This is a genomic window from Rhizobiales bacterium NRL2, from assembly GCA_001664005.1.
Taxonomy (GTDB): Bacteria; Pseudomonadota; Alphaproteobacteria; order Minwuiales; family Minwuiaceae; genus Minwuia.
In genome coordinates this window covers 2349432-2375492 of record CP016093.1, presented here as the reverse complement: position 1 = coordinate 2375492, position 26061 = coordinate 2349432, and the positions used below count along the sequence as shown (strand labels likewise).

27 protein-coding genes are annotated in these 26061 nt (G+C 68.0%); 9 read left to right on the top strand and 18 right to left on the bottom strand.

The genetic code is table 11. The annotated features are described in order from the left end of the window. Nucleotides 1-3 precede the first annotated feature (3 nt). On the bottom strand, nucleotides 4-1338 hold the full coding sequence (locus tag TEF_11100) for a hypothetical protein (GenBank protein ID ANK81283.1): 1335 nt from the start codon (nucleotides 1336-1338) through the stop codon (nucleotides 4-6). Between the two features lie 7 nt (nucleotides 1339-1345). Beyond that, nucleotides 1346-1996 carry a hypothetical protein gene (locus TEF_11095; protein ANK81282.1) on the bottom strand — a complete coding sequence of 217 codons (651 nt, stop codon included), beginning with the start codon at nucleotides 1994-1996 and terminating at the stop codon, nucleotides 1346-1348. 210 nt (nucleotides 1997-2206) lie between these two features. On the opposite strand from TEF_11095, the gene TEF_11090 reads away from it, so the two are divergent. The 6 genes from TEF_11090 to TEF_11065 all read left to right on the top strand — a co-directional run bounded on the left by TEF_11090 (nucleotide 2207) and on the right by TEF_11065 (nucleotide 7102). Beyond that, nucleotides 2207-2785: an anthranilate synthase component II gene (locus TEF_11090; protein ID ANK81281.1), complete on the top strand. Its 579-nt coding sequence runs from the start codon at nucleotides 2207-2209 to the stop codon at nucleotides 2783-2785. Nucleotides 2786-2790: 5 nt separating this feature from the next. Further along, nucleotides 2791-3810, top strand: a complete 1020-nt coding sequence (locus tag TEF_11085) for an anthranilate phosphoribosyltransferase (GenBank protein ID ANK83424.1) — start codon at nucleotides 2791-2793, stop codon at nucleotides 3808-3810. A gap of 2 nt (nucleotides 3811-3812) precedes the next feature. Further along, complete coding sequence (locus TEF_11080; GenBank protein ID ANK81280.1) at nucleotides 3813-4631, top strand: indole-3-glycerol phosphate synthase; 819 nt, start codon at nucleotides 3813-3815, stop codon at nucleotides 4629-4631. A 1-nt stretch (nucleotide 4632) separates the two neighbouring features. Continuing rightward, on the top strand, nucleotides 4633-5109 hold the full coding sequence (locus TEF_11075; GenBank protein ANK81279.1) for a molybdenum cofactor biosynthesis protein C: 477 nt from the start codon (nucleotides 4633-4635) through the stop codon (nucleotides 5107-5109). Continuing rightward, nucleotides 5106-6308 carry a molybdopterin molybdenumtransferase MoeA gene (locus tag TEF_11070; GenBank protein ID ANK81278.1) on the top strand — a complete coding sequence of 401 codons (1203 nt, stop codon included), beginning with the start codon at nucleotides 5106-5108 and terminating at the stop codon, nucleotides 6306-6308. Before TEF_11075 ends, TEF_11070 begins: the two co-directional genes overlap by 4 nt. 80 nt (nucleotides 6309-6388) lie before the next feature. After that, the gene (locus TEF_11065; protein ANK81277.1) at nucleotides 6389-7102 is read left to right on the top strand and encodes a repressor LexA; all 714 of its coding nucleotides are present in this window, start codon (nucleotides 6389-6391) and stop codon (nucleotides 7100-7102) included. On the opposite strand, the gene TEF_11060 is transcribed toward TEF_11065, so the two are convergent. Beyond that, the gene (locus TEF_11060) at nucleotides 7066-9231 is read right to left on the bottom strand and encodes a hypothetical protein (GenBank protein ID ANK81276.1); all 2166 of its coding nucleotides are present in this window, start codon (nucleotides 9229-9231) and stop codon (nucleotides 7066-7068) included. The two genes, TEF_11065 and TEF_11060, sit on opposite strands and share 37 nt — an antisense overlap. A gap of 55 nt (nucleotides 9232-9286) precedes the next feature. Between TEF_11060 and TEF_11055 the strand changes: the two genes are divergently transcribed. From TEF_11055 to TEF_11045, 3 genes are all read left to right on the top strand, one after another. Then, nucleotides 9287-10690, top strand: a complete 1404-nt coding sequence (locus TEF_11055) for a glutamate--tRNA ligase (GenBank protein ID ANK81275.1) — start codon at nucleotides 9287-9289, stop codon at nucleotides 10688-10690. A 114-nt stretch (nucleotides 10691-10804) separates the two neighbouring features. Next, a complete protein-coding gene (locus tag TEF_11050; GenBank protein ANK81274.1) occupies nucleotides 10805-12112 on the top strand; it encodes a citrate (Si)-synthase in 1308 nt (435 codons plus the stop codon). A gap of 10 nt (nucleotides 12113-12122) precedes the next feature. Further along, nucleotides 12123-12341, top strand: a complete 219-nt coding sequence (locus TEF_11045) for a hypothetical protein (protein ANK81273.1) — start codon at nucleotides 12123-12125, stop codon at nucleotides 12339-12341. Here the strand turns inward: TEF_11045 and TEF_11040 are convergent. From TEF_11040 to TEF_10970, 15 genes are read right to left on the bottom strand one after another with little or no spacing between them, the layout of a single operon-like run. Next, nucleotides 12338-12739: a lactoylglutathione lyase gene (locus tag TEF_11040; protein ID ANK81272.1), complete on the bottom strand. Its 402-nt coding sequence runs from the start codon at nucleotides 12737-12739 to the stop codon at nucleotides 12338-12340. The genes TEF_11045 and TEF_11040 overlap by 4 nt on opposite strands. Continuing rightward, nucleotides 12736-13905: a lipid-A-disaccharide synthase gene (locus TEF_11035; protein ANK81271.1), complete on the bottom strand. Its 1170-nt coding sequence runs from the start codon at nucleotides 13903-13905 to the stop codon at nucleotides 12736-12738. Before TEF_11035 ends, TEF_11040 begins: the two co-directional genes overlap by 4 nt. A gap of 1 nt (nucleotide 13906) precedes the next feature. Next, nucleotides 13907-14737, bottom strand: coding sequence for a hypothetical protein (locus tag TEF_11030; protein ANK81270.1), 831 nt, complete (start codon nucleotides 14735-14737; stop codon nucleotides 13907-13909). Beyond that, complete coding sequence (locus tag TEF_11025; protein ID ANK81269.1) at nucleotides 14727-15527, bottom strand: acyl-[acyl-carrier-protein]--UDP-N-acetylglucosamine O-acyltransferase; 801 nt, start codon at nucleotides 15525-15527, stop codon at nucleotides 14727-14729. Before TEF_11025 ends, TEF_11030 begins: the two co-directional genes overlap by 11 nt. 1 nt (nucleotide 15528) lies before the next feature. Continuing rightward, nucleotides 15529-15999 carry a 3-hydroxyacyl-[acyl-carrier-protein] dehydratase FabZ gene (locus tag TEF_11020; protein ANK81268.1) on the bottom strand — a complete coding sequence of 157 codons (471 nt, stop codon included), beginning with the start codon at nucleotides 15997-15999 and terminating at the stop codon, nucleotides 15529-15531. Then, nucleotides 15999-17027, bottom strand: coding sequence for a UDP-3-O-(3-hydroxymyristoyl)glucosamine N-acyltransferase (locus TEF_11015; protein ANK81267.1), 1029 nt, complete (start codon nucleotides 17025-17027; stop codon nucleotides 15999-16001). Before TEF_11015 ends, TEF_11020 begins: the two co-directional genes overlap by 1 nt. Continuing rightward, nucleotides 17027-17587, bottom strand: a complete 561-nt coding sequence (locus tag TEF_11010; protein ID ANK81266.1) for a hypothetical protein — start codon at nucleotides 17585-17587, stop codon at nucleotides 17027-17029. Before TEF_11010 ends, TEF_11015 begins: the two co-directional genes overlap by 1 nt. A 10-nt stretch (nucleotides 17588-17597) precedes the next feature. After that, on the bottom strand, nucleotides 17598-19847 hold the full coding sequence (locus tag TEF_11005; GenBank protein ANK81265.1) for an outer membrane protein assembly factor BamA: 2250 nt from the start codon (nucleotides 19845-19847) through the stop codon (nucleotides 17598-17600). Between the two features lie 47 nt (nucleotides 19848-19894). Further along, nucleotides 19895-21013, bottom strand: a complete 1119-nt coding sequence (locus tag TEF_11000) for an RIP metalloprotease RseP (protein ANK81264.1) — start codon at nucleotides 21011-21013, stop codon at nucleotides 19895-19897. Further along, nucleotides 21010-22185, bottom strand: coding sequence for a 1-deoxy-D-xylulose-5-phosphate reductoisomerase (locus tag TEF_10995; GenBank protein ANK83423.1), 1176 nt, complete (start codon nucleotides 22183-22185; stop codon nucleotides 21010-21012). The genes TEF_11000 and TEF_10995 overlap by 4 nt, the downstream gene beginning before the upstream one ends. A 32-nt stretch (nucleotides 22186-22217) precedes the next feature. Continuing rightward, nucleotides 22218-23042: a hypothetical protein gene (locus TEF_10990; GenBank protein ID ANK81263.1), complete on the bottom strand. Its 825-nt coding sequence runs from the start codon at nucleotides 23040-23042 to the stop codon at nucleotides 22218-22220. Further along, nucleotides 23002-23736, bottom strand: coding sequence for a di-trans,poly-cis-decaprenylcistransferase (locus tag TEF_10985; GenBank protein ANK81262.1), 735 nt, complete (start codon nucleotides 23734-23736; stop codon nucleotides 23002-23004). Before TEF_10985 ends, TEF_10990 begins: the two co-directional genes overlap by 41 nt. A 6-nt stretch (nucleotides 23737-23742) precedes the next feature. Continuing rightward, a complete protein-coding gene (locus tag TEF_10980; GenBank protein ID ANK81261.1) occupies nucleotides 23743-24300 on the bottom strand; it encodes a ribosome recycling factor in 558 nt (185 codons plus the stop codon). A 37-nt stretch (nucleotides 24301-24337) separates the two neighbouring features. Next, nucleotides 24338-25060, bottom strand: coding sequence for a UMP kinase (locus TEF_10975; GenBank protein ANK81260.1), 723 nt, complete (start codon nucleotides 25058-25060; stop codon nucleotides 24338-24340). 22 nt (nucleotides 25061-25082) lie between these two features. Beyond that, a complete protein-coding gene (locus TEF_10970; GenBank protein ID ANK81259.1) occupies nucleotides 25083-26009 on the bottom strand; it encodes a translation elongation factor Ts in 927 nt (308 codons plus the stop codon). Nucleotides 26010-26061 lie beyond the last annotated feature (52 nt).

The window sequence follows — 26061 nt, the reverse complement described above, 5'->3', positions numbered from 1 at the left end:
ATCCTAGCGATAGGCGAGTAGTTCGCCGCCATCGGTGACGATGAGCAGCGTGCCGTCGACCACGATGGGGGCCGCGGCGATGCCGTCATCCAGTTCGAAGCCGCCGACCGGCGAACCGTCGAACGGCGAATAGAAGGCCACCTGGCCCTCGTTGTTGGCGACGATGACCCGTTCGCCGGCGACTACGGGACCGACCCATGTCAGCCGGCCCTCGTTGTCTTCGGGATCCTCGAACTTCGGCATCTGGGTGACCCAGCGGATGCCGCCGTCGTCGGCCGAGAGGCAGACCAGTTCCGATTCCGAGGAGACCAGATAGAGGAAATCGCCTGTCAACCAGGGCGTCTGCCGGCCTGCGATCTCCTGGTCCCAGATACGAATGCCACGCTGCAAGTCGATCGCCGCCGCGGCGCCGCCCTGGCCGACCACGTAGACGCGGCCGTCGTCGATCACAGGCTGGGCATCGATGTCGTTGATGGCGCCGAGCGGCGTGATCCGCCGGGCTCGCAGCAACTGGTCAGACCAGATTGCCTGGCCGGTGTCCGCGCGGATGGCGTAGATCTCGCCCGAGGCGTACGGGGCCATGACGAAGGGACCGCTGCCCGTCGGCGCGGGCGTGCCGATCTGTTCGGCGGTCTCCTGCAGTCCCTGGTGCACCCAGATCTCCTCGCCGGTCTCCAGATCGTGTGCCTTGAGCCGGCTGTCCGACGCCAGGAAATAGACCCGCCCGTTGCTGACCAGCGGCGCCCCGCGGATCGGACCGTCGATCCTCACCTGCCAGAAGTAGTTCCCGGTCTCGGGTTCCAGGGCATAGAGGTCGCCGAAGGGCGTCGTCGCCACGATCACGCCGTCGCCCACGGCCACGCCGCCGCCGATCTCGCCCGGATCCTCGCTGCGGCGGCCGAGACCGACCTGCCAGATCCGCTCACCGGTCCTGAGATCGAAAGCACTCACCCTGGCGCGGGCGTCCATGGTGTAGACACGACCGTTCGCGGAAACGGGCCGTGCGGTCACGCGTTCCTCATCATTGGAGCCGGTGCCGATATCGGCGCTCCAGGCCCGGCTGAGGGACCCGGAAAGCGCCAGATGCCGCATCACCGCCTCCGGCGTGCCGCCCTCCTGCGGCCAGTCGGCGTTCGAAACCGCCGCCGGCAGCGTCACGGTCAGATCCTGAACGCTCTCGTCCGGCTCCAGCGACGTTTCCAGCGCCAGGACGGAGATGCGCTCGCCCGGCAACGGCACCTTCTCGGTCTCGAACCAGGAGCCGATCGTATCGCACGCGCCCACCGTCGCCGCCAGCGCGGCGGCGATCAGCACCCTTCCGAGCAGACTTGCGCCCAAGGCCTTCTCAGCCCCCCAGCGCCATGATGTAGTTCCGCACGCGATCGCGCTGCCGCGCCGTCGCATTGGCGTCTTCGGCAATGGCGCGCAGCTCAGCAATAGCCCCGGCCCGGTCACCCTTCGCCAGCAGCGCAGAGGCGCGTATCTCCCGCGCCGCATTGGCGAACACGCCCCCGCCGTCAGGCAGATCGCCGAGTCGTTGAACGGCTGCATCGCCGCCTTCAAGTTCCAGAGCCAGAAGGGCCGCCTTCAGTCGCACGACATCGCGATGCAGCGCGCGCAGCTCGCCGTCGGCGATCAGCCGGTCATAGGCGGCCAGCGCCTCTGGCCCGTTACCGGCGGCGGCCCGCGCGGCGGCGGCCTGCATTTCGGCCAGAGCTCCATAGCCCCCGGGACCGGACGCAGCGATCTGGTCGAAGGCGGCGGCGGCCTCGGCCGCCTGCCCCCCGTCCAGCCGATCCAGCGCCGACTCGAAGGCCGCGCCCGCCTCTTGGCGCTGGTTCAGCCGATAGTCCTGCCAGAACACCACGCCGGCGACGACGGCGACGATCAGTACGGTCGCCCCGATGGCATAGGCGCCATAGCGCTTCCACATCGTCTCGTAGCGTTCGCGGCGGACGTCTTCGTCCACCTCGCGGAAAATGAGATCGTCACTCACGGGTCAGAAGCGTCCTCGGAACGGGCCGCGCCATGGCGGCGGCGGCAGATGAAAATCCGCGACCTAGATAACGATTGCGCGGTCCGGATGCAAACACGCCGCGGCGGGCGCGGCAGCACGGTCTCCGGCCAGCTCGCGCTTGACGGGCCGCGCGGGGCGCTGTTTTGTTGCCCACCCGCCCGAACGGCGGCTCACAACGGCGCGACGGTCATGATCCTGCTGATCGATAACTACGACAGCTTTACCTACAATCTCGTCCATTTCCTGGGCGAGCTTGGCGCGGATATCGCCGTGCGCCGCAACGACGTGCTGAGCGTTGCCGAAGCGCTGGAGATGAAGCCGGAGGCCATCGTGCTGTCGCCTGGTCCGGGCCGGCCCGACAGCGCCGGCATTTCGCTGGAACTCGTCGCCTCGGCGCCGCCCGAGCTGCCGATCCTCGGCGTCTGCCTGGGCCACCAGACCATCGGGGAGGTCTTCGGCGGCCGGATCATTCGCGCCAAGATCCTGATGCACGGCAAGACTTCGACGATCACCCATCGCGGCGAGGACGTCTTCGCCGGCCTGCCGCAGGGATTCACCGCCACGCGCTACCACTCCCTCGTGGTCGACCGGGACGGCTTCCCCGAGTCGCTGGAGATCACGGCGGAGACGGAGGACGGCGCGATCATGGGCCTGCGCCACCGTGAACGGCCCGTCTACGGCGTCCAGTTCCACCCCGAGAGCATCGCCTCGGAGCACGGCCACGCCCTGCTCGACAACTTCCTGAAGCTGGCGGGTCTGAAGCAATGAACGAGATGGAAACCTTCAAGGCCCTGATCGGGCGCGTCGCCGAAGGTGAGAAGCTGCCGGTCGAGGATGCTCGGACGGCGTTCGACATCATGATGTCGGGCGACGCCACGCCCTCGCAGATGGGCGCCTTTCTGATGGCGCTCCGGGTCCGGGGCGAAACGGTCGAGGAGATCACCGGCGGGGCCATGGCGATGCGCGCCAAGGCCGACAAGATCCCGGCCCCGGCGGATGCGATCGACACCTGCGGCACGGGCGGCGACGCCAAGGGAACCTGGAACGTCTCGACCGCCACGGCCTTCGTCCTCGCCGCACACGACATTCCCGTCGCCAAGCACGGCAACAGGGCGCTGTCGTCGAAGACCGGCACGGCCGACGTACTCACGGCGCTGGGCGTCAACATCGACTGCCCCTTCCCGCTGATCCAGAAGGCGCTGAAGGAAGCCGGCATCGGCTTTCTGATGGCCCCGCGTCATCACGGCGCCATGCGGCATGTCGGGCCGACGCGTGTCGAACTCGGCACGCGCACCATCTTCAACCTGCTGGGTCCACTTTCGAACCCGGCCGGCGCGAAACGCCAGCTCATGGGCGTGTTCGCCCGGCAGTGGGTCGAACCGCTGGCCCATGTGCAGATGAAGCTGGGCGCGGAGAAGGTCTGGGTCGTGCACGGCTCCGACGGCATGGACGAACTGACCACCACCGGTCCCTCCACCGTCGCCGAACTGGCGGATGGCAGGGTCAGCGTCTTCGAGGTCAATCCCGCTGACGCCGGTCTTCCTGTCGCGCGCCCGGAAGATCTGAAGGGCGGCGGCCCGGAGGAGAACGCCCGGGCGCTGCAGGCCGTGCTGAACGGGGCGAAGAACGCCTTCCGCGACATCGTCGTGCTCAACGCCGCGGCTGGGCTGATCGTCGCCGGCAAGGCCGGTTCCCTGAAGGAAGGCGCCGAAATGGCCGCGGCGTCGCTGGACGGCGGTTCGGCCGCCGCCCGGCTGGCGCAGCTCGTGACGATCTCCAACGAGGCCGCCTGACCATGACCGGCACGGTGCTCGACAGGATCTGCGCGGACAAGCTGGACCATGTCGCCCGCTGCAAGGCCGAGCGTCCGCTGGCGCGGGTCGAGGCCGCGGCGAAGGCGCAGCCGGCGCCGCGCGGGTTCCTGCAGGCCCTGCGCGCACATCAGGACGCCGGCCGCTACGGCCTGATCGCCGAAATCAAGAAGGCCTCGCCCTCCAAGGGCCTGATCCGGGCGGATTTCGACCCGCCGGCGCTGGCGCGGGCCTATCGCGCCGGCGGTGCAAGCTGTCTGTCCGTGCTGACCGACGCGCCCTATTTCCAGGGCGCCGACGGCTATCTCACCGCCGCCCGCGCCGCCGTGGACCTGCCTGTCCTGCGCAAGGACTTCATGCTGGATGTCTATCAGATCGCCGAAGCACGGGCGCTCGGCGCCGACTGCGTGCTGCTGATCATGGCGGCGCTGGAGGACGGCCAGGCCCGGGAGCTCGAGGATGCCGCATTCGGCTATGGCATGGACGTGCTGGTGGAGGTCCACGACCTCGAAGAGCTCGAGCGCGCCAAATCTCATCTGAAAAGCGAACTGATCGGCGTAAACAATCGAAATCTCAAGACACTCGATGTCGATCTGGCGACCACGGAGGCCTGCGCCGCCGCCCTGCCCGCCGGTTGCCTGGCGGTCAGCGAGAGCGGGCTGAACACCCGCGCCGACCTGGACAGGATGGCCGCCGCCGGCTGCCGCAGTTTCCTGATCGGGGAGAGCCTGATGCGTCAGGAGGATGTCGCCGGCGCCACACGCGCCCTGATCGGCGAGCCGGCGATGCGGGCCGCGGGCTGAGATGGCCGGCTTCACCCATTTCGACGACAAGGGCGCGGCCCGCATGGTCGACGTGGGCGCCAAGGACGAGACGAAGCGCACCGCCGTCGCGGAGGCGCGGGTTCTGGTCTCCCAGGAAACGCTGGCCCTGATCGTCGAGGGCCGCGCGAAGAAGGGCGACGTGATGGGCGTGGCGCGTCTGGCCGGGATCATGGGTGCGAAGAAGACACCGGATCTGATCCCGCTGTGCCACCCGCTGTCGCTGAACAGCGTCGAGGTCGATCTCGCGACGGAGGACGATCCGCCCGCCATTCTCATCCGCGCCACCTGCAAGGTCACCGGCAAGACCGGCGTGGAAATGGAGGCGCTGACCGCCGCCTCGGTCGCGGCCCTGACCGTCTACGACATGTGCAAGGCGGTGCAGCGCGACATGGTCATCACCGGCGTTCGCCTGATCTCCAAGGAAGGCGGCAAGTCCGGCCGGTTCGAGGCCGAATGATCCCCGTCGCGGAAGCGCGCGAGCGCATCCTGGCGGCGCTGACGCCGACACCCCTGGAATGGGTCGGGCTGGAACGCGCCAGCGGCCGGGTGCTGGCCGAGGCCGTGCTGGCGCGACGCACCCAGCCTCCCGCCGACATGTCGGCGATGGATGGATACGCGGTCCGCGCCGCCGACACCGGAACCGGCCAGCCGCTGCGGCAGATCGGCGAATCCGCGGCCGGCCGCGGTTTCAGCGGATCGATCGGCCCGGGCGAGACGGTACGCATCTTCACCGGCGCGCCCCTGCCCGAAGGCGCCGACGCCATCCTGATCCAGGAAGACGCCGAAGCGGAAGGGGACGTCATCCGCCCGAGGGAAGCCGTCCGGTCGGGCACCTATGTCCGGCCTGCCGGCCTCGACTTCCGCGAAGGCGATGCCGGTATGGCGGCGGGCCAGGAGATCGGGCCGCGCAATATCGGCCTGCTGGCGGCCATGAACGCGCCCTGGGTTCCCGTGCGGCGGCGGCCGCGCATCGCGCTGCTCTCCACGGGCGAAGAGCTTGTGCGCCCCGGCGAGGCGCCGGGACCGGACCAGATCATCTCATCCAATGCGCTTTCAGTCGGCGCACTGGTGGCCAGGGCCGGCGGCGAGGCCGTCGATATCGGCATCGCCCTCGACCGGCCCGACGCTCTCGCGGAGGCCGGACGCCGGGCGGCAGGCTGCGACATGCTGGTGACGCTCGGCGGCGCCTCGGTGGGTGAACACGATCTCGTGCAGGAGGTTCTGGGCGGCAAGGGGCTGGACATCGACTTCTGGCGCATCGCCATGCGGCCCGGCAAACCGCTGATGTTCGGCCGTTTCGGCGACGTGCCCCTGCTCGGCCTGCCGGGCAATCCCGTCTCGGCGCTGGTCTGCGCCGTCATCTTCCTGCGCCCCGCCATCCGCGCCATGCTGGGCGCCGAAGACACCCTGCCGCCGCTCCGCCGCGGGCGTCTTGGACGGGACCTGCCCCCCAACGACCGCCGCGAAGACTATCTGCGCAGCATCGCCGTCCGCGGGGACGACGGGCTGCAGACGGTCACGCCGTTTGAGCGGCAGGATTCCTCGATGCTCTCGGTCATGTCGCGCGCCAACGCCCTGGCGGTAAGACCGCCGCACGCGCCGGCGATGGCGGCCGGCGAGCCGATCGACTACATCGCGCTCGATCACCTCGCCTGACGAGGGAACATTGACGGAATCGAGGAACTTACGTAGAACATAACAGGATTCGTTTTCGAGCGTTCAGGAGGCCGACGCCCATGCTCACCCGCAAGCAACACCAGCTCCTGCTCTATGTTCACGACTATCTGAAGGACAATGGCGTCTGTCCTTCGTTCGACGAAATGAAGGATGCGCTGGACCTCAGGTCCAAGTCCGGCATCCACCGGCTGATCACGGCGCTCGAGGAGCGCGGCTTCATCCGCCGCCTGCCGCACCGGGCGCGAGCGCTGGAGATCCTCAAACTGCCGGATTCGGCGACGCCCGAGGGCCGCCAGAGGATACAGGAGCCGAAGGTCGGCGCGTTCCAGCCCCAGGTCGTGGCGAGCCAGCCGCTGCCTGCCCGGGCGACCCCCGCCCCCGCGGCCGGCGAGAGCGCCACGCTGCCCCTTTACGGCCGGATCGCTGCCGGCACGCCGATCGAGGCGCTGCGCGATCAGTCCAACTACATCGACGTTCCCGGCCACGTGCTGGGCCGGGGTGAACACTACGCCCTGGAAGTGGCCGGCGATTCCATGATCAACGCCGGCATTCTGGACGGCGACACGGTCGTGATCGAGCGCTGCGACACCGCCGAGAACGGCGCCATCGTCGTGGCCCTGATCGACGGCGAGGAAGTGACGCTGAAGCGCCTGCGCCGCCGCGGCAACGCCATCGCGCTGGAAGCCGAGAACCCGGCCTACGAAACCCGCATCTACCGCCCCGACCAGGTGCGCATTCAGGGCCGGCTGACCGCCCTCTTCCGCCAGTACTGATCCTTCGCCGGCACCGGATCCCTGATCCAGGGCCGCCGGCCGCGAACGGCGTTCACCGACCTGGCCGAAGGGCCGGCGCGGGCATCGAACCAGAGCGCGTGCGCGCCCTCGCGCCAGATGTCGAAGCGGTCGATGACGATCCGGGCCGACGGGCAGCGCCCGAAGACCGGCACCAGGCTGATCACCACGTCGGCCCGCGTACAGTCCTCGGCCACAGCGCGCTGATGCACCGGCAGGGCGATCATCCAGCCATCCGCACGCCAGATACAACCGGCGTCGTCGCAGCGCATGCGCCCGTCGGGGCTGGCCAGCCGCGCGGGCCATGGAAGCGAACCCGTCAGTCCGTCACGCGCCAGCCATTGATCCGCCGTGAACTTCTCCCGCCGCGTCGAGGAGAGCATCACCGCACCGGCCTCGGTGCGCACCGCGACAAGCCGGGCGTCCGAATCGACGCGGATCAGCGGCCGCTCGGCCAGATGCGGCGAGGCCAGCCCGATGGCGATGCCGCCGAGCCCCAGCACGCGCCAGCCGCGCGACCAGAGACAGAGCCAGAGTCCGCCCAGGGCCACGGCGCTCAGCCCCCAGACCGGCATGGCGGGAACCAGACGGACCGCGCCGGGCAGCGCCGCAACCCAGTGGGCAACCGTCAGCACGGCGTCGATGCCCTGCCCCATCAGCCAGAGCAGCGGTCCGTCGAGCCCAAAGGGCATCGCCAGCGCCGCCAGGGTCCCCGTGGGCATGACCCAGAATGCGACCAGTGGAATCCCCGCCAGATTGCCGAGCACGCCGTAGTCGGCGAAACGGTTGAAATGGTAGATCGCGAACGGCCCGGTCGCCGCGCCAGCGATCAGCGTGGTGAGCGCGACGCCGGCCAGATAGCCGCCAATGCGGCGAAGCAGTCCTCTCTCCCCGCCCGAACGTCGCCAACGGTCGCCATAGCGCTCATAGGCGGCGACCAGCGCGGTGACCGCGGCGAAGGACATCTGGAAGCCGGGTTCGACCAGCGCTTCGGGCGACAGCGCAAGGATCAGCATCGCCGCCAGGGCCACGGTTCTCAGCGAGATCGCGCGCCGGTCCGCCAGCACCGCAAGCATGACGAGCGCGACCATGACGAAGGCGCGGACGGTCGGCACCGAGCCGCCGGTGAGCACGAGATAGCCCGCGCCTCCGGCAATCGCGGCCAGCGCCGCCCATTTCTTGATCGGCCGCCGCAACGCCAGCGGCGGATGCAGGGCCAGCAGCGCGCGCAGACCGAAGAAGAGAAATCCGGTCACCAGACCCATGTGCAGGCCCGAGATCGCCAGCAGATGCGCCAGCCCCGCATCGCGCAGCGCCTGCTCCTCCGCCTCGCCGATCCGGCTGCGGTCACCGGTGATCAGGGCTGCCGCGACGCCCCCCGCCGCACCGCCGATCGCGCCGGCAATGCGGGAAGCCATGCGGTCCCTGAGCCGGCTCAGCCAGCCGCTCCCTTCGCCCGGCCGGACGATTTCGGCCGCGCCGAGCGCATAGCCATAGCCGCCGAGACCGCGATAGAAGGCGTAGCGCTGGAAATCGAAGGCGCCCGGCTCGGCCGGCGGCGAGGGCGGGCCGGCGACGGCCAGCATCGTGACCGTGTCGCCGGCGCGAATGGCCTCGGCACCGGTGCGGACGGAAATCCGCACCTTTTGCGGCATATCCTCGGCCCGAAGCCGGCCGAAGCGATCCGGCGCGATGACCAGGCGTGCCGCGTCGGGCCGGCGCTCCACCGCCAGCACCTCGCCCGCCAGCTCCGTCGGCCCCACCTCCGCCGGCAGAATGGGCGCACGAACAGCCTCCGTCCGCAGCGCCGCCGCGGCGAGACCCAGCACAACAAGCAGGCAGGCAAGCGCCGGCAGACGGATCGGCGTGGCCCGCAACTGGACCGCGGCGAACATCGCGAGCACCGCGAGAAACCCCAGCCAGGGCAGCGCGGGTTCGAAGGGAAGACCAAAATACACGGCGATGCCGCCGCCGAAGAGTACCGGCACGAAGTTGAACAGCCGGCCCCGCTCCGCCTCCAGGGCCGCAGCAAGGGCGCCGGCCGGATCGCGCAACAGGCGGGCCGCCGCCGCGCCAAGCCGTCTCGTCAGTCCTGCGGGGATATGATACATCCACGCCCTCCCGAAGCGATGCTACGTCAATCCCGATCATCAGGAGAAGTCATCCATGCCCAAGGACGGCGTCGTCACACGTTTCGCGCCCTCGCCGACCGGCTTCCTGCACATCGGCGGCGCACGCACCGCCCTGTTCAACTGGCTCTTCGCCCGCCATCACGGCGGCCGCTTCCTGCTCCGCATCGAGGATACGGACCGCAAGCGCTCCACGGACACGGCGATCGAAGCCATCTTCGACGGCCTGAACTGGCTCGGCCTGGAGGCCGACGAGGAACCCGTCTTCCAGTTCGCGCGCCAGCAGCGTCACGCCGAGATCGTCGAACAGCTGCTGGACCGCGGCGAAGCCTATCGCTGCTACGCCAGCCCCGAGGAACTGCAGGCCATGCGCGACACCCAGCGCGCCGCGGGGCAACCGGTGCGCTATGACGGGCGCTGGCGCGACCGCGACCCGGCGGACGCGCCGAAGGATGTTCTGCCGGCGATCCGCCTGAAGGCCCCGCGGACCGGCGAGACGATCATCGAGGATCTGGTCCAGGGCCAGGTCTCGTTCCAGAACGAACAGCTCGACGACATGGTCCTGCTGCGCGCCGACGGCACGCCGACCTACATGCTTTCCGTCGTGGTCGACGATCATGACATGAACGTCTCGCACATCATCCGCGGCGACGACCATCTGGTGAACGCGGCGCGGCAGAGCCTGATCTTCCGGGCGCTTGGCTGGACGCCGCCGAAGTTCGCCCACATCCCGCTGATCCACGGCCCCGACGGCGCCAAGCTCTCGAAACGCCATGGCGCACTCGGCGTCGACGCCTACCGCGACATGGGCTACCTGCCCGAGGCCATGCGCAACTATCTGGTGCGTCTCGGCTGGGCGCATGGCGACGACGAGATCTTCTCCACGGAACAGGCCATCGAGTGGTTCGATCTGGATCATGTCGGCCGCAGCGCAGCGCGCTTCGATTTCCAGAAGCTGGAGCATCTGAACGGCCACTACCTGCGCCAGGCTGACGACGGCCGGCTGGTCGGGCTCGTCTGCGAGATGCTGGCGCGCAAGGGCCAGGACGTCGACGCCGATGGACGCGCCCGCCTGCTCGCCATCATGCCTTCGCTCAAGGAACGCGCAAAGACAGTCGCCGAACTGGCTGAAAGTGCGGACTTCCTTTTCGCCGAACGGCCACTCGCGACAAACGAGAAGGCGGCCAAGCTGCTCTCCGGCGAAGCGCCGCAGATCCTGGCCGGCGTCCGCGACAGCCTCGCCGCGCTGGAGGACTGGAACGCCGAAGCCGCCGAGGCCGCGGTGCGCGATTATGCCGAGACCAACGAACTGAAACTCGGCAAGGTGGCGCAGCCGCTGCGCGCGGCGCTGACCGGATCCAATGTCTCGCCGGGCATTTTCGATGTGCTCGTCGCACTGGGCCGGGAGGAGTCGCTCGCGCGCATAGGTGATCGCATCTGACGCAGGGTCCGCGAGATTTTCTCGCGCGGCGCTTGGGCTATAATGCCCATATAAGGGTCAAGGGAATTCCGCGGCGACCGAGCCGCCCAACGAACAACAGGATGGGGGTCCACGATGAGTGAAGCCAAAACCAACGGAAAGGCCGCGATCTCGGTCGGCAAGAAGGCCAAGCTGGACGTCGACGTCCTCTCCGGGACGGTCGGTCCGGACGTCATCGACATCCGCAAGCTCTACGGCGAAACCGGCTACTTCACCTACGATCCCGGCTTCACGGCGACCGCGAGCTGCCAGTCCGCGATCTCCTACATCGACGGCGACAAGGGCGTGCTGCTGCATCGGGGCTACCCGATCGACGAGCTGGCGGAGCATTCCGACTACATGGAAGTCTGCTATCTGCTGCTGAACGGCGAGCTGCCGACCGCGGAGCAGAAGGCCGGATTCGTCGACACGGTCACCCGGCACACCATGCTGCACGACCAGATGAACTACTTCTTCCGCGGCTTCCGCCGCGACGCCCATCCGATGGCGATCATGGTCGGCGTGGTCGGCGCGATGAGCGCGTTCTATCATGACTCCACCGACGTCGACGATCCGCACCAGCGCATGGTGGCGTCGTATCGGCTGGTGGCGAAGATGCCGACCATCGCAGCCTGGGCCTACAAGTATTCCATCGGCCAGCCCTTCATCTATCCGAAGAACGACCTGTCCTATTCCGAGCGTTTCCTGGACATGATGTTTGCCGTCCCGGCCGAGAGCTATCGGGTCGATCCGGTTCTGGCGAAGGCGATGGACCGCATCCTGATCCTGCACGCCGACCACGAGCAGAACGCCTCGACCTCGACGGTGCGCCTGGCCGGATCCTCGGGCGCCAACCCCTTCGCCTGCATCGCCGCCGGCATCGCCAGCCTCTGGGGCCCCGCCCATGGCGGCGCCAACGAGGCGGTGCTGCGCATGCTCAACGAGATCGGCACCGTCGATCGCGTCGACGAGTGCGTCAAGCGCGCCAAGGACAAGGATGACCCCTTCCGTCTGATGGGCTTCGGTCACCGCGTCTACAAGAACTACGATCCGCGCGCGAAGGTCATGCAGCAGACCTGCCACGAGGTCCTCGACCAGCTCGGCATCAAGGACGATCCGCTGCTCGAGATTGCCATGAAGCTGGAGAAGGTGGCGCTGGAAGACGACTACTTCGTCGACAAGAAGCTCTACCCGAATGTGGACTTCTATTCCGGCATCATCCTGAAGGCCATGGGCTTCCCGATGGAGATGTTCACCGTTCTCTTCGCCCTGGCCCGCACGGTCGGCTGGGTCGCCCAGTGGAACGAGATGATCCAGGATCCCCACCAGAAGATCGGCCGTCCGCGCCAGCTCTATACCGGCCCGGCACAGCGTCCCTACGTGCCGATCCACAAGCGCGACTGAGGCATGAACCATGCGGCGGGAACAGAATCAGTCGCGTAATGCCACCGTCCCGCGGTTTCGCGGGAACGGGTTCCCGCGGCCGGGGCCGGCCATCGGCCGGCTCGCCGTGCTGCCGAAACGGCCCGCCAACGACAACGTGCCGCCCTGGCGGGCCGGCACCGGATTCCGGCTGATTCTGCTGGCTGCGGCGGTCGCGGCCGCCGCGGCCTGCGCCGCGGCCCTGACCTAGGCTGCCTTGCGCTCTATCAGCTCGATCTTGTAGCCGTCCGGATCCTCGATGAAGGCGATGACCGATCCCCCGTGCTTCATGGGGCCCGGCGGGCGCGGAATGGGAACGCCTTCCTTTTCCAGCTCGTCGCAGGTGCCGTAGATGTCCGGCACGCCGATTGCCAGGTGGCCGAAACCGTCCCCCAGATCGTAGTTCTCCGCCTGGCCCCAGTTGTGGGTCAGCTCGATGACCGTGCTGTCGGCCTCGTCGCCATAGCCGACGAACGCCAGCGTGAACTCGCCGGTCGGGAAATCCTTCTTTCGCAGCAAGTTCATTCCCAGCAGGCGGGTGTAGAAGTCCAGCGATCGGTCGAGATCCTTCACCCGGATCATGGTGTGCAGCAGACGAGCGTCCTTCATGCGTCCTTCTCCCTGTTCGCTTCGGCCAGGTTCAATACCACGCGCGCCGCCTTGTCCGAAGGCCAGAGGGCGCCGGGCTTCAGCATCATGGCGACCGTCCGCCCGGCCTCGATCTGGGCGTCGCGGGCGACCGGATCGGTCATGATCCGCTGCAGCGCGCCGGCGATGGCCCCGGCGGTGCAGTTCTCCTGAATCAGCTCGGGCACGACGGGCTTGTCCATCAGGATGTTGACCAGGCTGGCATGAGGTATGCGGATCAGCCGCCGCGCCAGCGCCGCGGTCAGCGCGTTCATGCGGTAGGCGACGACCGCCGGCGTCCCGGCCAGCGCGAGCTCCAGCGCGACCGTGCCCGAGGCGGCCAGGGCGCTGTCGGCGGCGTGGAAGCAGTCCATCTTCCCGGTCTGCCCGAGCACGGTGTACGGCAATGGCTGGCGGGCGAGCAGACGGTCGACCTCCGCCTGCAGATGCGGCAGTGTCGGCGCCAGCACGTGGACGCCCGGCACCCGGGCCGCCAACCGGCGCAGCGCATCCACGAATATCGGCCCCAGCCGCCGGACCTCGCCCCTCCGGCTGCCGAACAGTACCGCCAGCGCAGGCACATGAGGGGACAGTCCCTGCGCCGCCCGGAAAGCCGGCATGTCCCCCCGATAGGCGTTCTCCGCCTCCACCGCCGGATGGCCGACGAAGGTCGCCGCCAGGCCCTCCTTCTCGAACAGCGGCGGCTCGAAGGGCAGCAGCGTCAGCAGATGATCGTAGAGCGCCGCCATGGTCACGGCCCGCTTCGGCCTGTAGGCCCAGACCGACGGCGCGACATAATGAACCCGGATCGTGTCGAGATCCTGCAGCCGCCGCGCCAGACGCTTGTTGAACCCCGGCGAATCGATGGTCAGCAGCACATGTGGCCGCTTCGCGCGCGCGAAGGCTTCGGTTTCCCGCAGCCGGCGCAGGATCGCCGGCGCCCGCGGCAGGATTTCGAACAACCCCATCACCGAGAGCTCATCCATCGGAAAGAGCGACTCCAGCCCGGCCGCCGCCATGGCGTCGCCGCCGACGCCGACGATCTCGACGCGCTCCCCGGCCAGTTTCTTCAGCGATCGCATCAGGTGGGCGCCCAGAACGTCGCCCGACGGCTCGCCGGCCACCAGCATGATGCGGATGGGGAGCATCTCAGGTCCTTCCGGCGCGGGCGACCCCGGTGATGAACAGGCCCTCGGCGTCGGCCCGCGCCAGCGTCGCGACGCGGTCGATCACCATGGCGGCGCCCGCCTCAACGGCGATGCCGTTCAGACCTGCGGCGACGGCCCGCGCCACCGTCTCCACGCCGATGGTCGGCAGATCGACCCGGTGATCCTGTCCCGGCTTGGTGAGCTTGACCAGTACGCCCCCGGCGCCCGTGCCCAGGCCGGCGCAGCGCTCCAGCATGCGGTCGGTGCCCTCCGCGGCCTCCACGGCAAGCACCAGCCCGTCGCGCACCACGGCGCCCTGGCCGATGTCGAGCGCGCCCAGCGCGTCGACAACCGCCATGCCCTTCTCGATATCGGCAAGGTCCCGCTCGCCCGGCGCGACGCGGCCCATGGGCCCCATGGCGGCCAGCACGTCGCCCGCAATCTCGTGCGCGCCCATGACCCGGAAGCCCTTCCTGTCGAAGAAATCCACCAGCACCTGAAGCAGGGCGTCGTCGCCCTTCCGGGCCGCAGCCAGCACCTTCGGCAAAAGGCCGATGCCGGCCATGTCCGGCCGCAGCTTGCTGAAGTCCGGCCGTGCGACCTTGCCAACCATGCAGACGCTGTCGCAATGGTTCGCCCTCAGCGCTTCGAGGGTGCCGCCGACCTTGTCGAAACGGATGAAACGATGGGGAAAGCGCGCCAGCAGGGCGGGATCCGTGGCTTCCTCGAAGGCCAGGACGAAAACCTCCATCCCTGCAGCGACGGCTGCGTCGGCCACATTGCCGGGCACCTCTCCGCCGCCGGCGATCAGTCCGAGGCGCCTAGGCGACATCCCGCGCCGGGGTGCAGAGGCCGCGCGAGGAACTGCCGCGGATGAATTCGAGGATCTCGCCGACGCCCGCCTCGTTGGCGAACAGCTTCTCGGCGTCGGCCACCTTCTCCTCCATCGTGCCTTCCGGCGCAAACAGGAAGCGGTAGGCGCGACGGAGCGTGTGGATCTCCTCGCGGCTAAAATTCCGCCGTTTCAATCCAACGAGATTGAGGCCGTCCAGGGTCGCCAGATTGCCGCGCGCCAGGCCATAGGGGATGACGTCCGTGCCCAGTGCCGAAGCGCCGCCGATCATGGCGTGACGTCCGATCTTCACGAACTGATGCACCGCGGTCATGCCGCCGATGATGGCCCAGTCGTCGACTTCCACATGGCCGCCGAGGGTCACGTTGTTGACCAGGATGCAGTTGTCGCCGATCAGGCAGTCATGCGCGATATGGGCGCCGATCATCACCAGGCAGTTGTCCCCGACCCGCGTCACCAGACCGCCCGCCTCGGTGCCGGGATTCATGGTGACATGCTCGCGGATGGTGCAGTTCGCGCCGATCTCCAGCGAGGATTCCTCGCCGTGATACTTCTGATCCTGGGGCTCGTGGCCGATGGAGGCGAAGGGGAAGACGCGGCTGCCCGGCCCGATACGGGTACGCCCCGCCACGGCGACATGGGAGGCCAGCCGGACGCCGTCCCCCAGTTCGATATCGCCATCGACGACGCAGAACGGCCCGATGCGGACGCCCTCGCCCAGCCGCACATTGTCGGCGACGAAAGCGCTGGGGTGAACCTCGGCAGCCATCTCAGCCGTCATCCTGGATCATGGCGGCGAATTCGGCTTCGGCGGCGAGATGTTCGCCGACATAGGCCTCGCCCTTCATCTTCCAGATAAGGGCGCCCCGCCCGCGCAGCTTCCGGACATGGATCATCAACTGGTCGCCTGGGATCACGGGACGGCGGAAGCGGCATTCGTCGATGGTCATGAAATACACCACCTTGCCCTCCATCCTGGCGCCCAGGGTCTGCGCGAACAGCACCGCCGAGGTCTGGGCCATGGCTTCGATGATCAGCACGCCCGGCATGACCGGCTGGACCGGAAAATGGCCGGTGAAATGGGGTTCGTTGACGGTAACGTTCTTGATGCCGACGGCGCTCACGTCCGGCACGATGTCGATTACACGGTCGACCATGAGCATCGGATAGCGGTGCGGAATCATCTCCATGATCCGCGTCACCTCGACGGGTCCGACGGCGGTCTTCTCCGCTTCAGTCATCAGTCCGACCCCTTCTTCGAAACCAGGCGGCGCAGCGCGGCGAGCTGCCGCCAGAAGTCCTTCACCGGTATCGCCGGCTGACCGATCACCGCAGCGCCGTCCGGCACATCGTTCATCACGCCCGATTTCGCGCCGATCTGCACCTGGTCGCCAATGCGCACATGGCCCGCCAGTCCCGACTGGCCGCCCATCTGCACGAACCGGCCGATCCTGGCCGAACCGGCAATGCCGACCTGGCCCACCAGAATCGATCCGTCGCCAATCTCGACGTTGTGGGCGATCTGCACAAGATTGTCGATCCACACGTTCCGGCCAAGCACCGTATCATGCCCCGAGCCGCAGGCGATGCAGGTGTTGGCGCCGATCTGGCAGTCGTCGCCGATCAGCACGCGGCCAAGCTGCGGCACCCTCTGATGCCGCTCCGGATGGGGGGCGAAGCCGAAGCCCGGCATACCGACCCGCGCGCCCGGCTGCAGCACTACCCTGTCGCCCAGCACGCAGGTTTCCAGCGAACAGTTGGCGCCGATGCGGCAATCCCGGCCAACCACGACGTTGGCCCCGAGCGTGGCCGCCGGTCCGATCACCGTGCCTTCGCCGACTTCGGCCCCGGGTCCGACAACGGCATTGGCGCCGATCTCCACGCTCTCGGCCACACGCGCGGAGGCGTCGACCACGGCGCTCGGATGGCGGCCGCTGTCCACCGCCGGCTCCGGATAGAGCGCCTGGGCCACCAGCGCATAGGCCAAGTAGGGATGCGGCGTCGCGAGCGCCACCGTCCCCGCCGGCGCGCGCGCGGCAAGACCGGGATCGACAACGACAAAGCCCGCGCGCGTCTCGGCGAACTGCGGCAGATACTTGCGGTTGTCCAGAAAGCTGAGGTCGTCGGGGCCCGCAGTCTCCAGTGGCGCCACATCGGCGACCTCGCGAGACGGATCGGCGCCTTCCGGCACCTGGAAAAGGCCGGTGCGGGCGGCAAGGTCGCCGAGCGTGAAAGGTCCCGCCCGTCTGTGGAAACGGCTGTCAGCCATCAGAAACCCTTCGGGCGCGCCACGCTGACCGATGGCAGACGCTGATCCAGGCGCTTGACGATCTCGTCGGTGATGTCCAGCGACGGCAGCGCCCAGGAGTAGCTGCTTCGGTCGAGCACCACGTTGAAGTCACGTTCCTGCTGCAGTTCCTCGATGATGTCGAGCATCTGGCCCTTGATCACTTCCAGCGCCTGCTGGCGGGTCTGGTCGATGGCGACGCGGCGGTCCTGGACCATGCGCTGTGCGTCGTTGAAGGACTGCTGCAACTCCGCCCGGCGCTGTTCCAGCGCATCCGGGGACAGGATCGCGGCCTGCTGGCGCAGTTCGTCCTGACGGGCCTTCAGCGCCTCGTCCTCGCGTTTGATCACCGCCTGCAACTCGTCGATGAAGCTCTTGATCTGATTGGCGACGCTCTTGCCCGCCTTGGCCTCCCGCAGGATCCGCTGGCTGTCCATGGTGGCGATCACCGCCGGGGGATTGGACTGCGCCGCCGCCTGGTGCTGTGCAGCGGCGACGCCGAGCATGGCGAACAGAAAGATAAATGACAGAAAACGCGTCATGCCAACACCTCTAGAACCGGGTACCGAAGCTGAAACGGAAAGCCTCCGTCTCGTCGAAATCGTTCTTGAGGACCGCGCGCGAGACATCGAACAGCATCGGGCCGAAGGGCGATTTCCAAGTAACGCCGACACCGAACGAAAGCCGCGGCGACGGATCGTCCTCCACACCGTTGGCGACCACGCCGAAGGCGGTGCCGTAGTCGCTGAAGACCCGGCCTGACATGCCGAGTTCCTCTGGCAGCCCCAGGGGGAACTGCAGTTCGGTCGTGCCGACGGCGAAGAATTCGCCGCCCAGGGCGTCGCGCGTGGCCACGTCGCGGGGACCGACGCCGCTGGGCGCGAAGCCGCGGAAGGTGTCGCCGCCGACGAAGAAACGCCGGTTGATGCGGATGTCCTCGAACAGGCCCACGACCGCGCCGCCGCGCACCGACTGCTGCAGCACGAAGTTTCCCCATAGCGGGAAGAAGTGGGCGTGACGAACCTGGGTGCGGATGTCGCGGACGTCGCCGCCAAGACCTGCGAACTCCTGCTCCAGCGTCGAGACGAAGCCGCTGGTGGGCGTGATCGGATCGTCTGTCTGGTCATAGCGCAGCGTGTAGCCGACCGAGGAGGTAAAGGCCACGCCCTGCTGCTGCTGGATGAACAGCGAGGCCGTCGCACCCACGTTCTTGATGTTGTCGCGGCGGAACTGATAGTTGAGATTCAGCCTCAGACGCTGGCTGAGCGATACCCCCGAGCGCAGGCGGAAGCCGGTCGTGCTCTGGTCGAAGGAGCTTTCGTCCTGGAAGTCCAGGTTGGTGTTGAAGATGTCGAAACCCGCCGCGATGGGCTTGTCGAGGAAATAGGGCTCCGTGAACGAGAGGTCGACCTCACGCCGGCGCAGCGAGAGCGACAGCCCCAGCCGCAGGTCCTGGCCACGTCCAAGCAGATTCCGCTCTCGGATCGAGATGTCGCCGATCACTGCCTCGTTGGTGGAGAAGCCGGCGCCCAACGAAAGCTCGCCGGTCGGCTGTTCCTCGACATTGACCTTGATGACCGCCCGGTCCGGCCGCGTACCCTGCTCGGGCTGAATCTCGATGTTCGAGAAATAGTCGATGCCGCGCAGCCGGCGGCGCGAGCGCTCCAGCTTGGCGGTGTCGAAGGCGTCGCCCTCGATGAGCTGGAGTTCGCGCCGGATGACCGAATCCAGGGTGCGCGTGTTGCCCTCGATGTCGATGCGTTCGACATAGACCCTAGGACCTTCGCGGACCTGGTAGGTCAGGTCGATCGTGCGCTCCTCGCGGTTGCGCTGGGTGCGCGGGCGCACCTCGACGAAGGCGAAGCCCCGGCGGCCGAGCTCGAACTTGATATCCTGGATGGCCTGCTCGATCCGCTCGGCGCTGTAGACGTCGCCGGGCTCGTCGGCGACGCTGGCGCGCAGTGTCTCGGGCTCGACATCCTTGACCGACGCGTCGATCTCGACGCTGGAGATCGTGTACTGCTCACCCTCCTCGACCGTGAAGGTGATGAAGAAGTCCTTCCGGTCCGGGGTCAGTTCGGCCACCGCCGACAGCACGCGGAAATCGACATAGCCGTTGTTGAGGTAAAACTGCCGAAGCCGCTCCCGGTCCAGGGCGATCAGATCCGGATCGTAGATGTCGGACGTCGAGAAGAAGCTGTACCAGGCGCTCTCCTGCGTCGCGATCTCCGAACGCAGCTCGCTGTCGCTGAATTCCTCGTTGCCCAGGAAGCGGATCGAGCGGACTTCCGTGGGCGTCCCCTCCTGGATTTCGAAGACTAGGTTGATGCGGTTCTGAGGCAGCTGGATGATCTTCGGCTCGATCACAGCCGCGAAGCGGCCGCTGACGCGGTAGAGCTGGAGCAGGCGCTGTACGTCGCTCTGGACGCGCGCACGGGTGTAGACGATGCGGGGACGGAGCTGGACCTCGGCCGAGAGCGAATCGTCGTCCAGCGCCTTGTTGCCCTCGAAGGCGATCTGGTTGATCACCGGGTTCTCCACCACGCTGACGACCAGCACATCGCCCTGCCGGCGGAAGGTGACATCGGCGAACAGCCCGGTGGCGTAGAGACGCTTCAGCGCAGCGTCGAGTTCCTTGCGCTCGTAGGCGCTGCCGGTCTGGAGGCGCATGTACGAGCGCACGGTCTCGGCCTCGATGCGCTGATTGCCCTCGACGGCGATGTCCTCGATCATGACCTGCTGCGCGGCCGCCGGCGAGCCGAGCAGCACCAGCAGCGTCAGTATTCCGGCGATACGTCGCAACAAGCCCTGCGCCCCACTCTCTGTTCCAGTGCCCTCCCCCTCAGCGGTCAGGAGAACAGCCCGGTGACGAAATCCGCCAGGCCGAACTGGACGACATCGTTCATTGTCGCGAGCAACATGAGCCCCACGACGAGGCCGAGGCCGATCCGGTAACCGATCTCCTGCGTCGCCTCGCCGAGCGGCCGCCCGCGAACCGCCTCGACGGCATAAAACAATAGATGTCCGCCGTCCAGCATGGGGATGGGAAACAGGTTGATAAGCCCGAGGCTGATGGAGATGAACGCGGCGAAGTTGACGAGCGACACAATTCCGAACTGGGCCACCTCGCCCGACAGATGGGCGATACCCAGCGGGCCGCGCAGTTCCTGCACGGAGCGTTCGCCGAGGAACATGTCGCCGACCGCCGACAACGTCGCAGTCGTCGTCTCCCAGGTGCGCTCGACGGCCTCCCCCACGGCCTCCAGCGGGCCAAGCGAGCGGTATTCGGACTGGGCGACGGCAGTGATGCCGATGCGGCCGACACGGCTGGTGCGCCCGAAACCGTCATCGATCTCCACGACCTCCGGCCTGAGAACGAAGCGCACGATCTCGCCGTCGCGTTCGACCGCCAGATCGAGTTCGCGGTCGAGGTTCACGGCCACGATCCGCCGGATATCGCCGAAGTCGTCGACCGTCTCGCCGTCGGCCGAGACGATCAGGTCGCCCGGCTGCAGTCCGGCCTGCGCGGCGGCGCTGTCGGGCAGCACCGTGTCGACGCGTGCCGGCGTCTGAGGCTGGCCCAGGCTGATGAACAGCGCCGCGAAGATGAAGATGGCGAACAGGAAGTTCGCCGCCGGCCCGGCGAGGACCACCGCCGCACGCTGCCAGAGCCGCTTGTTGTGGAAATTGTCGGGGTCGTCCGCCGGCGCGGCCCGGTCCGGCGTGCTGGCCGGCCCCTGGTCGCCGGCGAATTTCACGTAGCCGCCGAACGGCAGTATCGAGAACCGCCATCGCGTGCCGCGGCTGTCATTCCAGCCGTAGATTTCCCGTCCGAAGCCGATGGAGAAGGTCTCGACCGCGACGCCGCACCAGCGCGCCACGAGGTAGTGTCCGAGTTCGTGCACGAACACCAGTACGGTCAGCACCGCGACGAACGGCAGCGCGTAGCCGATGATGAGATCGATCATTTCTGAGATGAGCTCCCGGGAATCAGGCTGTCGGCCAGGCGACGGGCGGCGGCATCGAGCGCGAAAACGTCTTCGAGCGACGTCGCATCCTCGATATTGATGCGGTCGAGGGTCTTTTCAACGCAGTCCGCGATATCGAGGAAGCCGATTCGGCGTTTGAGGAAGGCCGCAACAGCGATCTCGTTGGCGGCGTTGAGGACGGTCGCTGCCTCGCTGCCGGCCCGCAGGCAGTGGCCGGCCAGCCGCAGCGCCGGAAAACGCGTCTCGTCCGGCGCCTCGAAGGTAAGCTGGCCCATCGCGGCCAGGTCGAGCGGCGGCGACGGCGCGGCGATCCGCTCCGGCCAGGCCAGGCAGTAGGCGATCGGCGTGCGCATGTCCGGGCTGCCCAGCTGCGCCAGGGTCGAGCCGTCGACATATTCCACCATCGAATGGATCACCGACTGGGGATGCACCAGAATGACGATCTGGTCCGGCTGCAGCGGGAACAGGTGGAAGGCCTCGATCATCTCCAGGCCCTTGTTCATCATCGTCGCCGAATCGACCGAGATCTTCGCGCCCATCGACCAGTTGGGGTGGGCCACGGCCTGCTCCGGCGTCGCCTGGGCCATCCGCTCGCGGCTCCATTCGCGGAAGGGTCCCCCGGACGCGGTGAGCAGAATGCGCTTCACCGATTCGCTGCGTTCGACGTCGAAGACCTGGAAGATGGCGTTGTGTTCCGAATCCACCGGCAACAGTTCGGCCCCGGAGCGGCGGACCTCCCGCATCACGATCTCGCCCGCACAGACCAGGCATTCCTTGTTGGCCAGGCCGATCTGGGCGCCCCGCCGGATCGCCGCCAGCGTGGGCGCCAGCCCCGCCGAGCCGACGATGCCGGCCATGACGAACTCGGCGTCGCCGTCGGCGGCCTCGACCAGCGCTTCCGGGCCCGCAGCGGCCTCAATGCCGCTGCCCGACAGCGCCGCCTTCAAGCGGCCATGCAGCGCCGGATCGCCGATCACCGCGCGGCGCGCGCCGTGCCGGCGCGCCAGCGCCGCCAGTTCGTCGACATTGCTGTGTGCTGTCAGCGCGTCGACCGCGTAGCGGTCCCGATGACGTTCGACCAGATCGAGCGTGTTCAGTCCGATCGAGCCGGTGGCCCCCAGAACCGTCACGGTCTTGATCTCGCCGCGCAGGCGGGCGGCCTTGGGGATGGGCTCGGCAACCGTCAAATCGATACTCCGTCAAGCCGTATGATCACCGCCAGGGCGACGGCGGCGGCGATGAGACCGTCGATGCGATCCATCACGCCGCCATGACCAGGTATGATACCGCCGGAATCCTTGACCTTGAAGTGACGCTTCCAGGCCGACTCCGCCAGGTCGCCCAACTGGGCGACCACCGCGATCACCGCGCCGAGGACCAGCGCCGCTCCCACGGCCTCGTCCTCCCCGGCCAGCCAGACCAGCAATGCGCCTGCCGCGGCGCCGATCAGGGCGCCGCCCAGCGCGCCGGCCCAGGTCTTGTTGGGGCTCACCCTGGGCCAGAGCTTCGGCCCGCCAATCTGGCTGCCTGCCAGATAGGCGCCGGTGTCCGTGGCCCAGACCACGAGGAACAACCATATCACGGATTCCGGTCCGACCTCGCGCACCGTCACCAGCGCCAGAGTCGGCAGGATCACATAGGCCGCGCCGGCGCCTGCCCACAATGGCGATCCGCGGCCGCCCAGCGCCGCCAGCACCGCCGCCACGAAGCCGAGACCGGCCAGCCCCCAGCCGAGGTCGGCGTCGCCGTAGTGCAGGGCCACCGCCCCGGCCCAGGTCAGCGCAAGCATTGCCAGCGAGCCAACGAGCCCGGGCGCGCCGGTCACCGTGCGCCACTCCCGATGGACCAGCCAGCCGACGCCCGCGACCATGAGCAGCCACACGACGCCGCCCAGATAGATGATCACCAGCGCGACGGGCGCCAGCACCAGCGCCGAGACGATACGAACCCGGAGGCCGCGCGGGATTCTAGCCAATATGGCCGCCAAACCGGCGATCGCGGCAGCCATAGGTGGCGAGGGCGCGCTCCAGCGCCTCGCGGTCGAAGTCCGGCCACAGCACGTCGTCGAAGACGAGCTCCGCATAGGCCGCCTGCCAGAGCAGGAAATTGCTGAGCCGCTGTTCGCCGCTGGTGCGAATCAGCAGTTCGGGATCGGGCACGTCGGGGGCGTAGAGACCGGCGCGGATCATGTCCTCGTCGATATCCTCGGCCGAGATCTCGCCGCGGGCCGCCTGCCCGGCCAGCCGGCGCGCGGCATGGACGATCTCCGCCTGGCCGCCGTAGTTGACGGCGATGATCAGGTCCAGCCGGGTGTTGCCGCGCGTCGTCTCCTCGGCCTGCTGGATCAGGGCCTGGATGTCGCGGGCAAGGCCCTCACGATCGCCCACCACGCGAACCCGCACGTCGTTGCGGTGCAGTTCGGCCAGTTCCCGCCGCAGGTAATGGCGCAGCAGACCCATCAGATCGTCGACCTCTTCGGCCGGACGCCGCCAGTTCTCCGAGGAAAAGGCGAACAGGGTCAGGTACTCGATGCCGATTTCTGCGGCGGCGCGCACGGTCGCGCGCACGGCCTCGGCGCCCCGGCGATGCCCCTCCAGCCGCGGCAGGCCCCGCGCCTTCGCCCAGCGCCTGTTGCCATCCATGATGATGGCCACGTGACGCGGCGGCAGCGCGGCTTCCATGCGGGGTTCGGGGTTGGCCATCCGGGATCAGACCTGCATGATTTCCTGCTGCTTCTGCTCCAGAAGCTGGTCGATCTCCTTGATGGTCTGGTCGGTATCGGTCTGGACCTCGTCGGCGTAGAGACGATGGTCGTCCTGGCTGATATCGCCGTCCTTCTCCTGCTTCTTCAGCTCGTCCATGGCATGGCGGCGGATATTGCGCACCGCGACACGCGCCTGTTCGGCATACTGGCCGGCGACCTTGGTGTATTCGCGCCGGCGTTCCTCGGTCAGCTCCGGGATCGGCACGCGGATGATCTGGCCCTCGCCGGCCGGATTGAGGCCGAGATTCGATTCGCGGATCGCCTTCTCGACGGCGCCGGCGTTGTTGCGGTCCCAGACCTGGACCGAAAGCATGCGCGCCTCGGGCACGTTGACCGTCGCCACCTGGTTGAGCGGCATTTCGCTGCCGTAGACCTTCACCGTCACGGAATCGAGCAGCCCCGCCGAGGCGCGGCCGGTCCTCAGTCCGCTCAGATCCTTCTTCAGCGCATCGACCGCGCCGGCCATGCGGCGCTTCATGTCGTCAATGTCGAGTTCTGCCATCTGGCCCTCCCGCTGCCCGTCGCCCTTGCCGGGCGGCTCACTGATCGGTGATCGTTGTCGACCGTCCCCGGCCCGTCAATGCCGCCGCGAAGCCGCCCGCCTCATGGAGATCGAAAACCATGACCGGAATGCGGTTCTCGCGGGTCAGCGCGATGGCGGCCATGTCCATCACCTTCAGATCCCGCGCGATCACCTCGTCATGGCTCAGCCGATCGAAGCGGGTCGCCGACGGATCGGTCTTCGGATCGGCGCTGTAGACGCCGTCGACCTGCGTGCCCTTGGCCAGCAGGTCGCAGCCCAGTTCCGCGGCGCGCAGCGCGGCGGCCGTATCGGTGGTGAAGAAGGGATTGCCGGTGCCCGCCGTCGAGACAACGACGCTGCCGGCCGCGAGCGCGGCGACCGCATCGCGTCTGGTGTAGGCGGCGCACACGGTGGGCATCGGAATGGCCGACATCGCCACCGCCGGAGCGCCCCGGCGCTCCAGCGCGTCGGCCAGGGCCAGACCGTTCATCACGGTGGCCAGCATGCCCATCTGGTCGGCGCTGGCGCGGTCCATGCCCTGCGCGGCAGTGCGCACGCCGCGGAACAGGTTACCGCCGCCGACGACGACCGCGACGTCCACACCAAGATCGCGGACCTCGGCGATGTCGCCGGCGATCCGGTCAAGCGCAGCGAAGTCGATGCCGAACGCGCCCTCGCCCATCAGGGCCTCTCCCGAGCATTTCAGGAGAACCCGCCGCCATGGAGACGCGTCCGTCATCGCAGCACCGCCCCCGCCGGAATCAGCTCGCGGTGGCCGCGGCCACCTCGGCGGCGAAGTCGCTTTCCTCGCGCTCGATCCCCTCGCCCAGGGCGAAGCGGATGAAGGCCGTGACGGCGATCGGCGCGCCGACATCGGCCTCCGCCGCCTTCAGGGCCTTGCCGACGGTGTTGTCGGGGTCGATCACGTAGGTCTGCTCCAGCAGCACGACTTCCTGGTAGAACTTGCGGATCCGGCCCTCGATCATCTTCTCGACGATCTCCGCGGGCTTGCCGGAGGCCAGGGCCTGCTCGCGAAGCACCGAGCGCTCCCGCTCGACGATGTCCTGGTCCATGTCCGCCGGCGAGACCGACTGCGGGTTCGCGGCGGCGACGTGCATCGCCACCTGGCGGCCGAGTTGGTCCAGCTTCGCGGCGTCGCCGGTCGATTCCAGCGCCACCAGAACGCCGATCTTGCCGAGGCCCGGCGCCACGGCGTTGTGGACGTAGCTGGAGACGACGCCGTTCTCGACCTTCAGTGCGGCCGTGCGGCGCAGGCTCATGTTCTCGCCGATGGTGGCGATGGCGTTGGTCAGTTCTTCCTCGACAGTGCGGCCGGTGCCCGGAAAGTCCGCGCCGAGCACGGTCTGCAGATCGCCGTCCTTCGCCCGCGCGATGGCGGTGATCTCATTGACCAGCGCCTGGAACCTGTCATTGCGGGCGACGAAGTCGGTTTCCGAATTCAGTTCGACGATCGCGCCTTCACTGCCTTCGGTGGCCACGCCGACCAGGCCCTCGGCCGCGGTACGGCCGGCCTTCTTGGCGGCGGCGGCAAGCCCCTTCTTGCGCAGCCAGTCGACCGCCGCCTCCAGATCGCCGTCGGTCTCCTGCAACGCCTTCTTGCAGTCCATCATTCCGCCGCCGGTCTTCTCACGCAGTTCCTTGACCAGCGATGCCGTGATCTGAGCCATTGTTCAGCCCTTTCCTTGATTTCCTGTCCGCTTGAACCGCGGCGCCAACGCC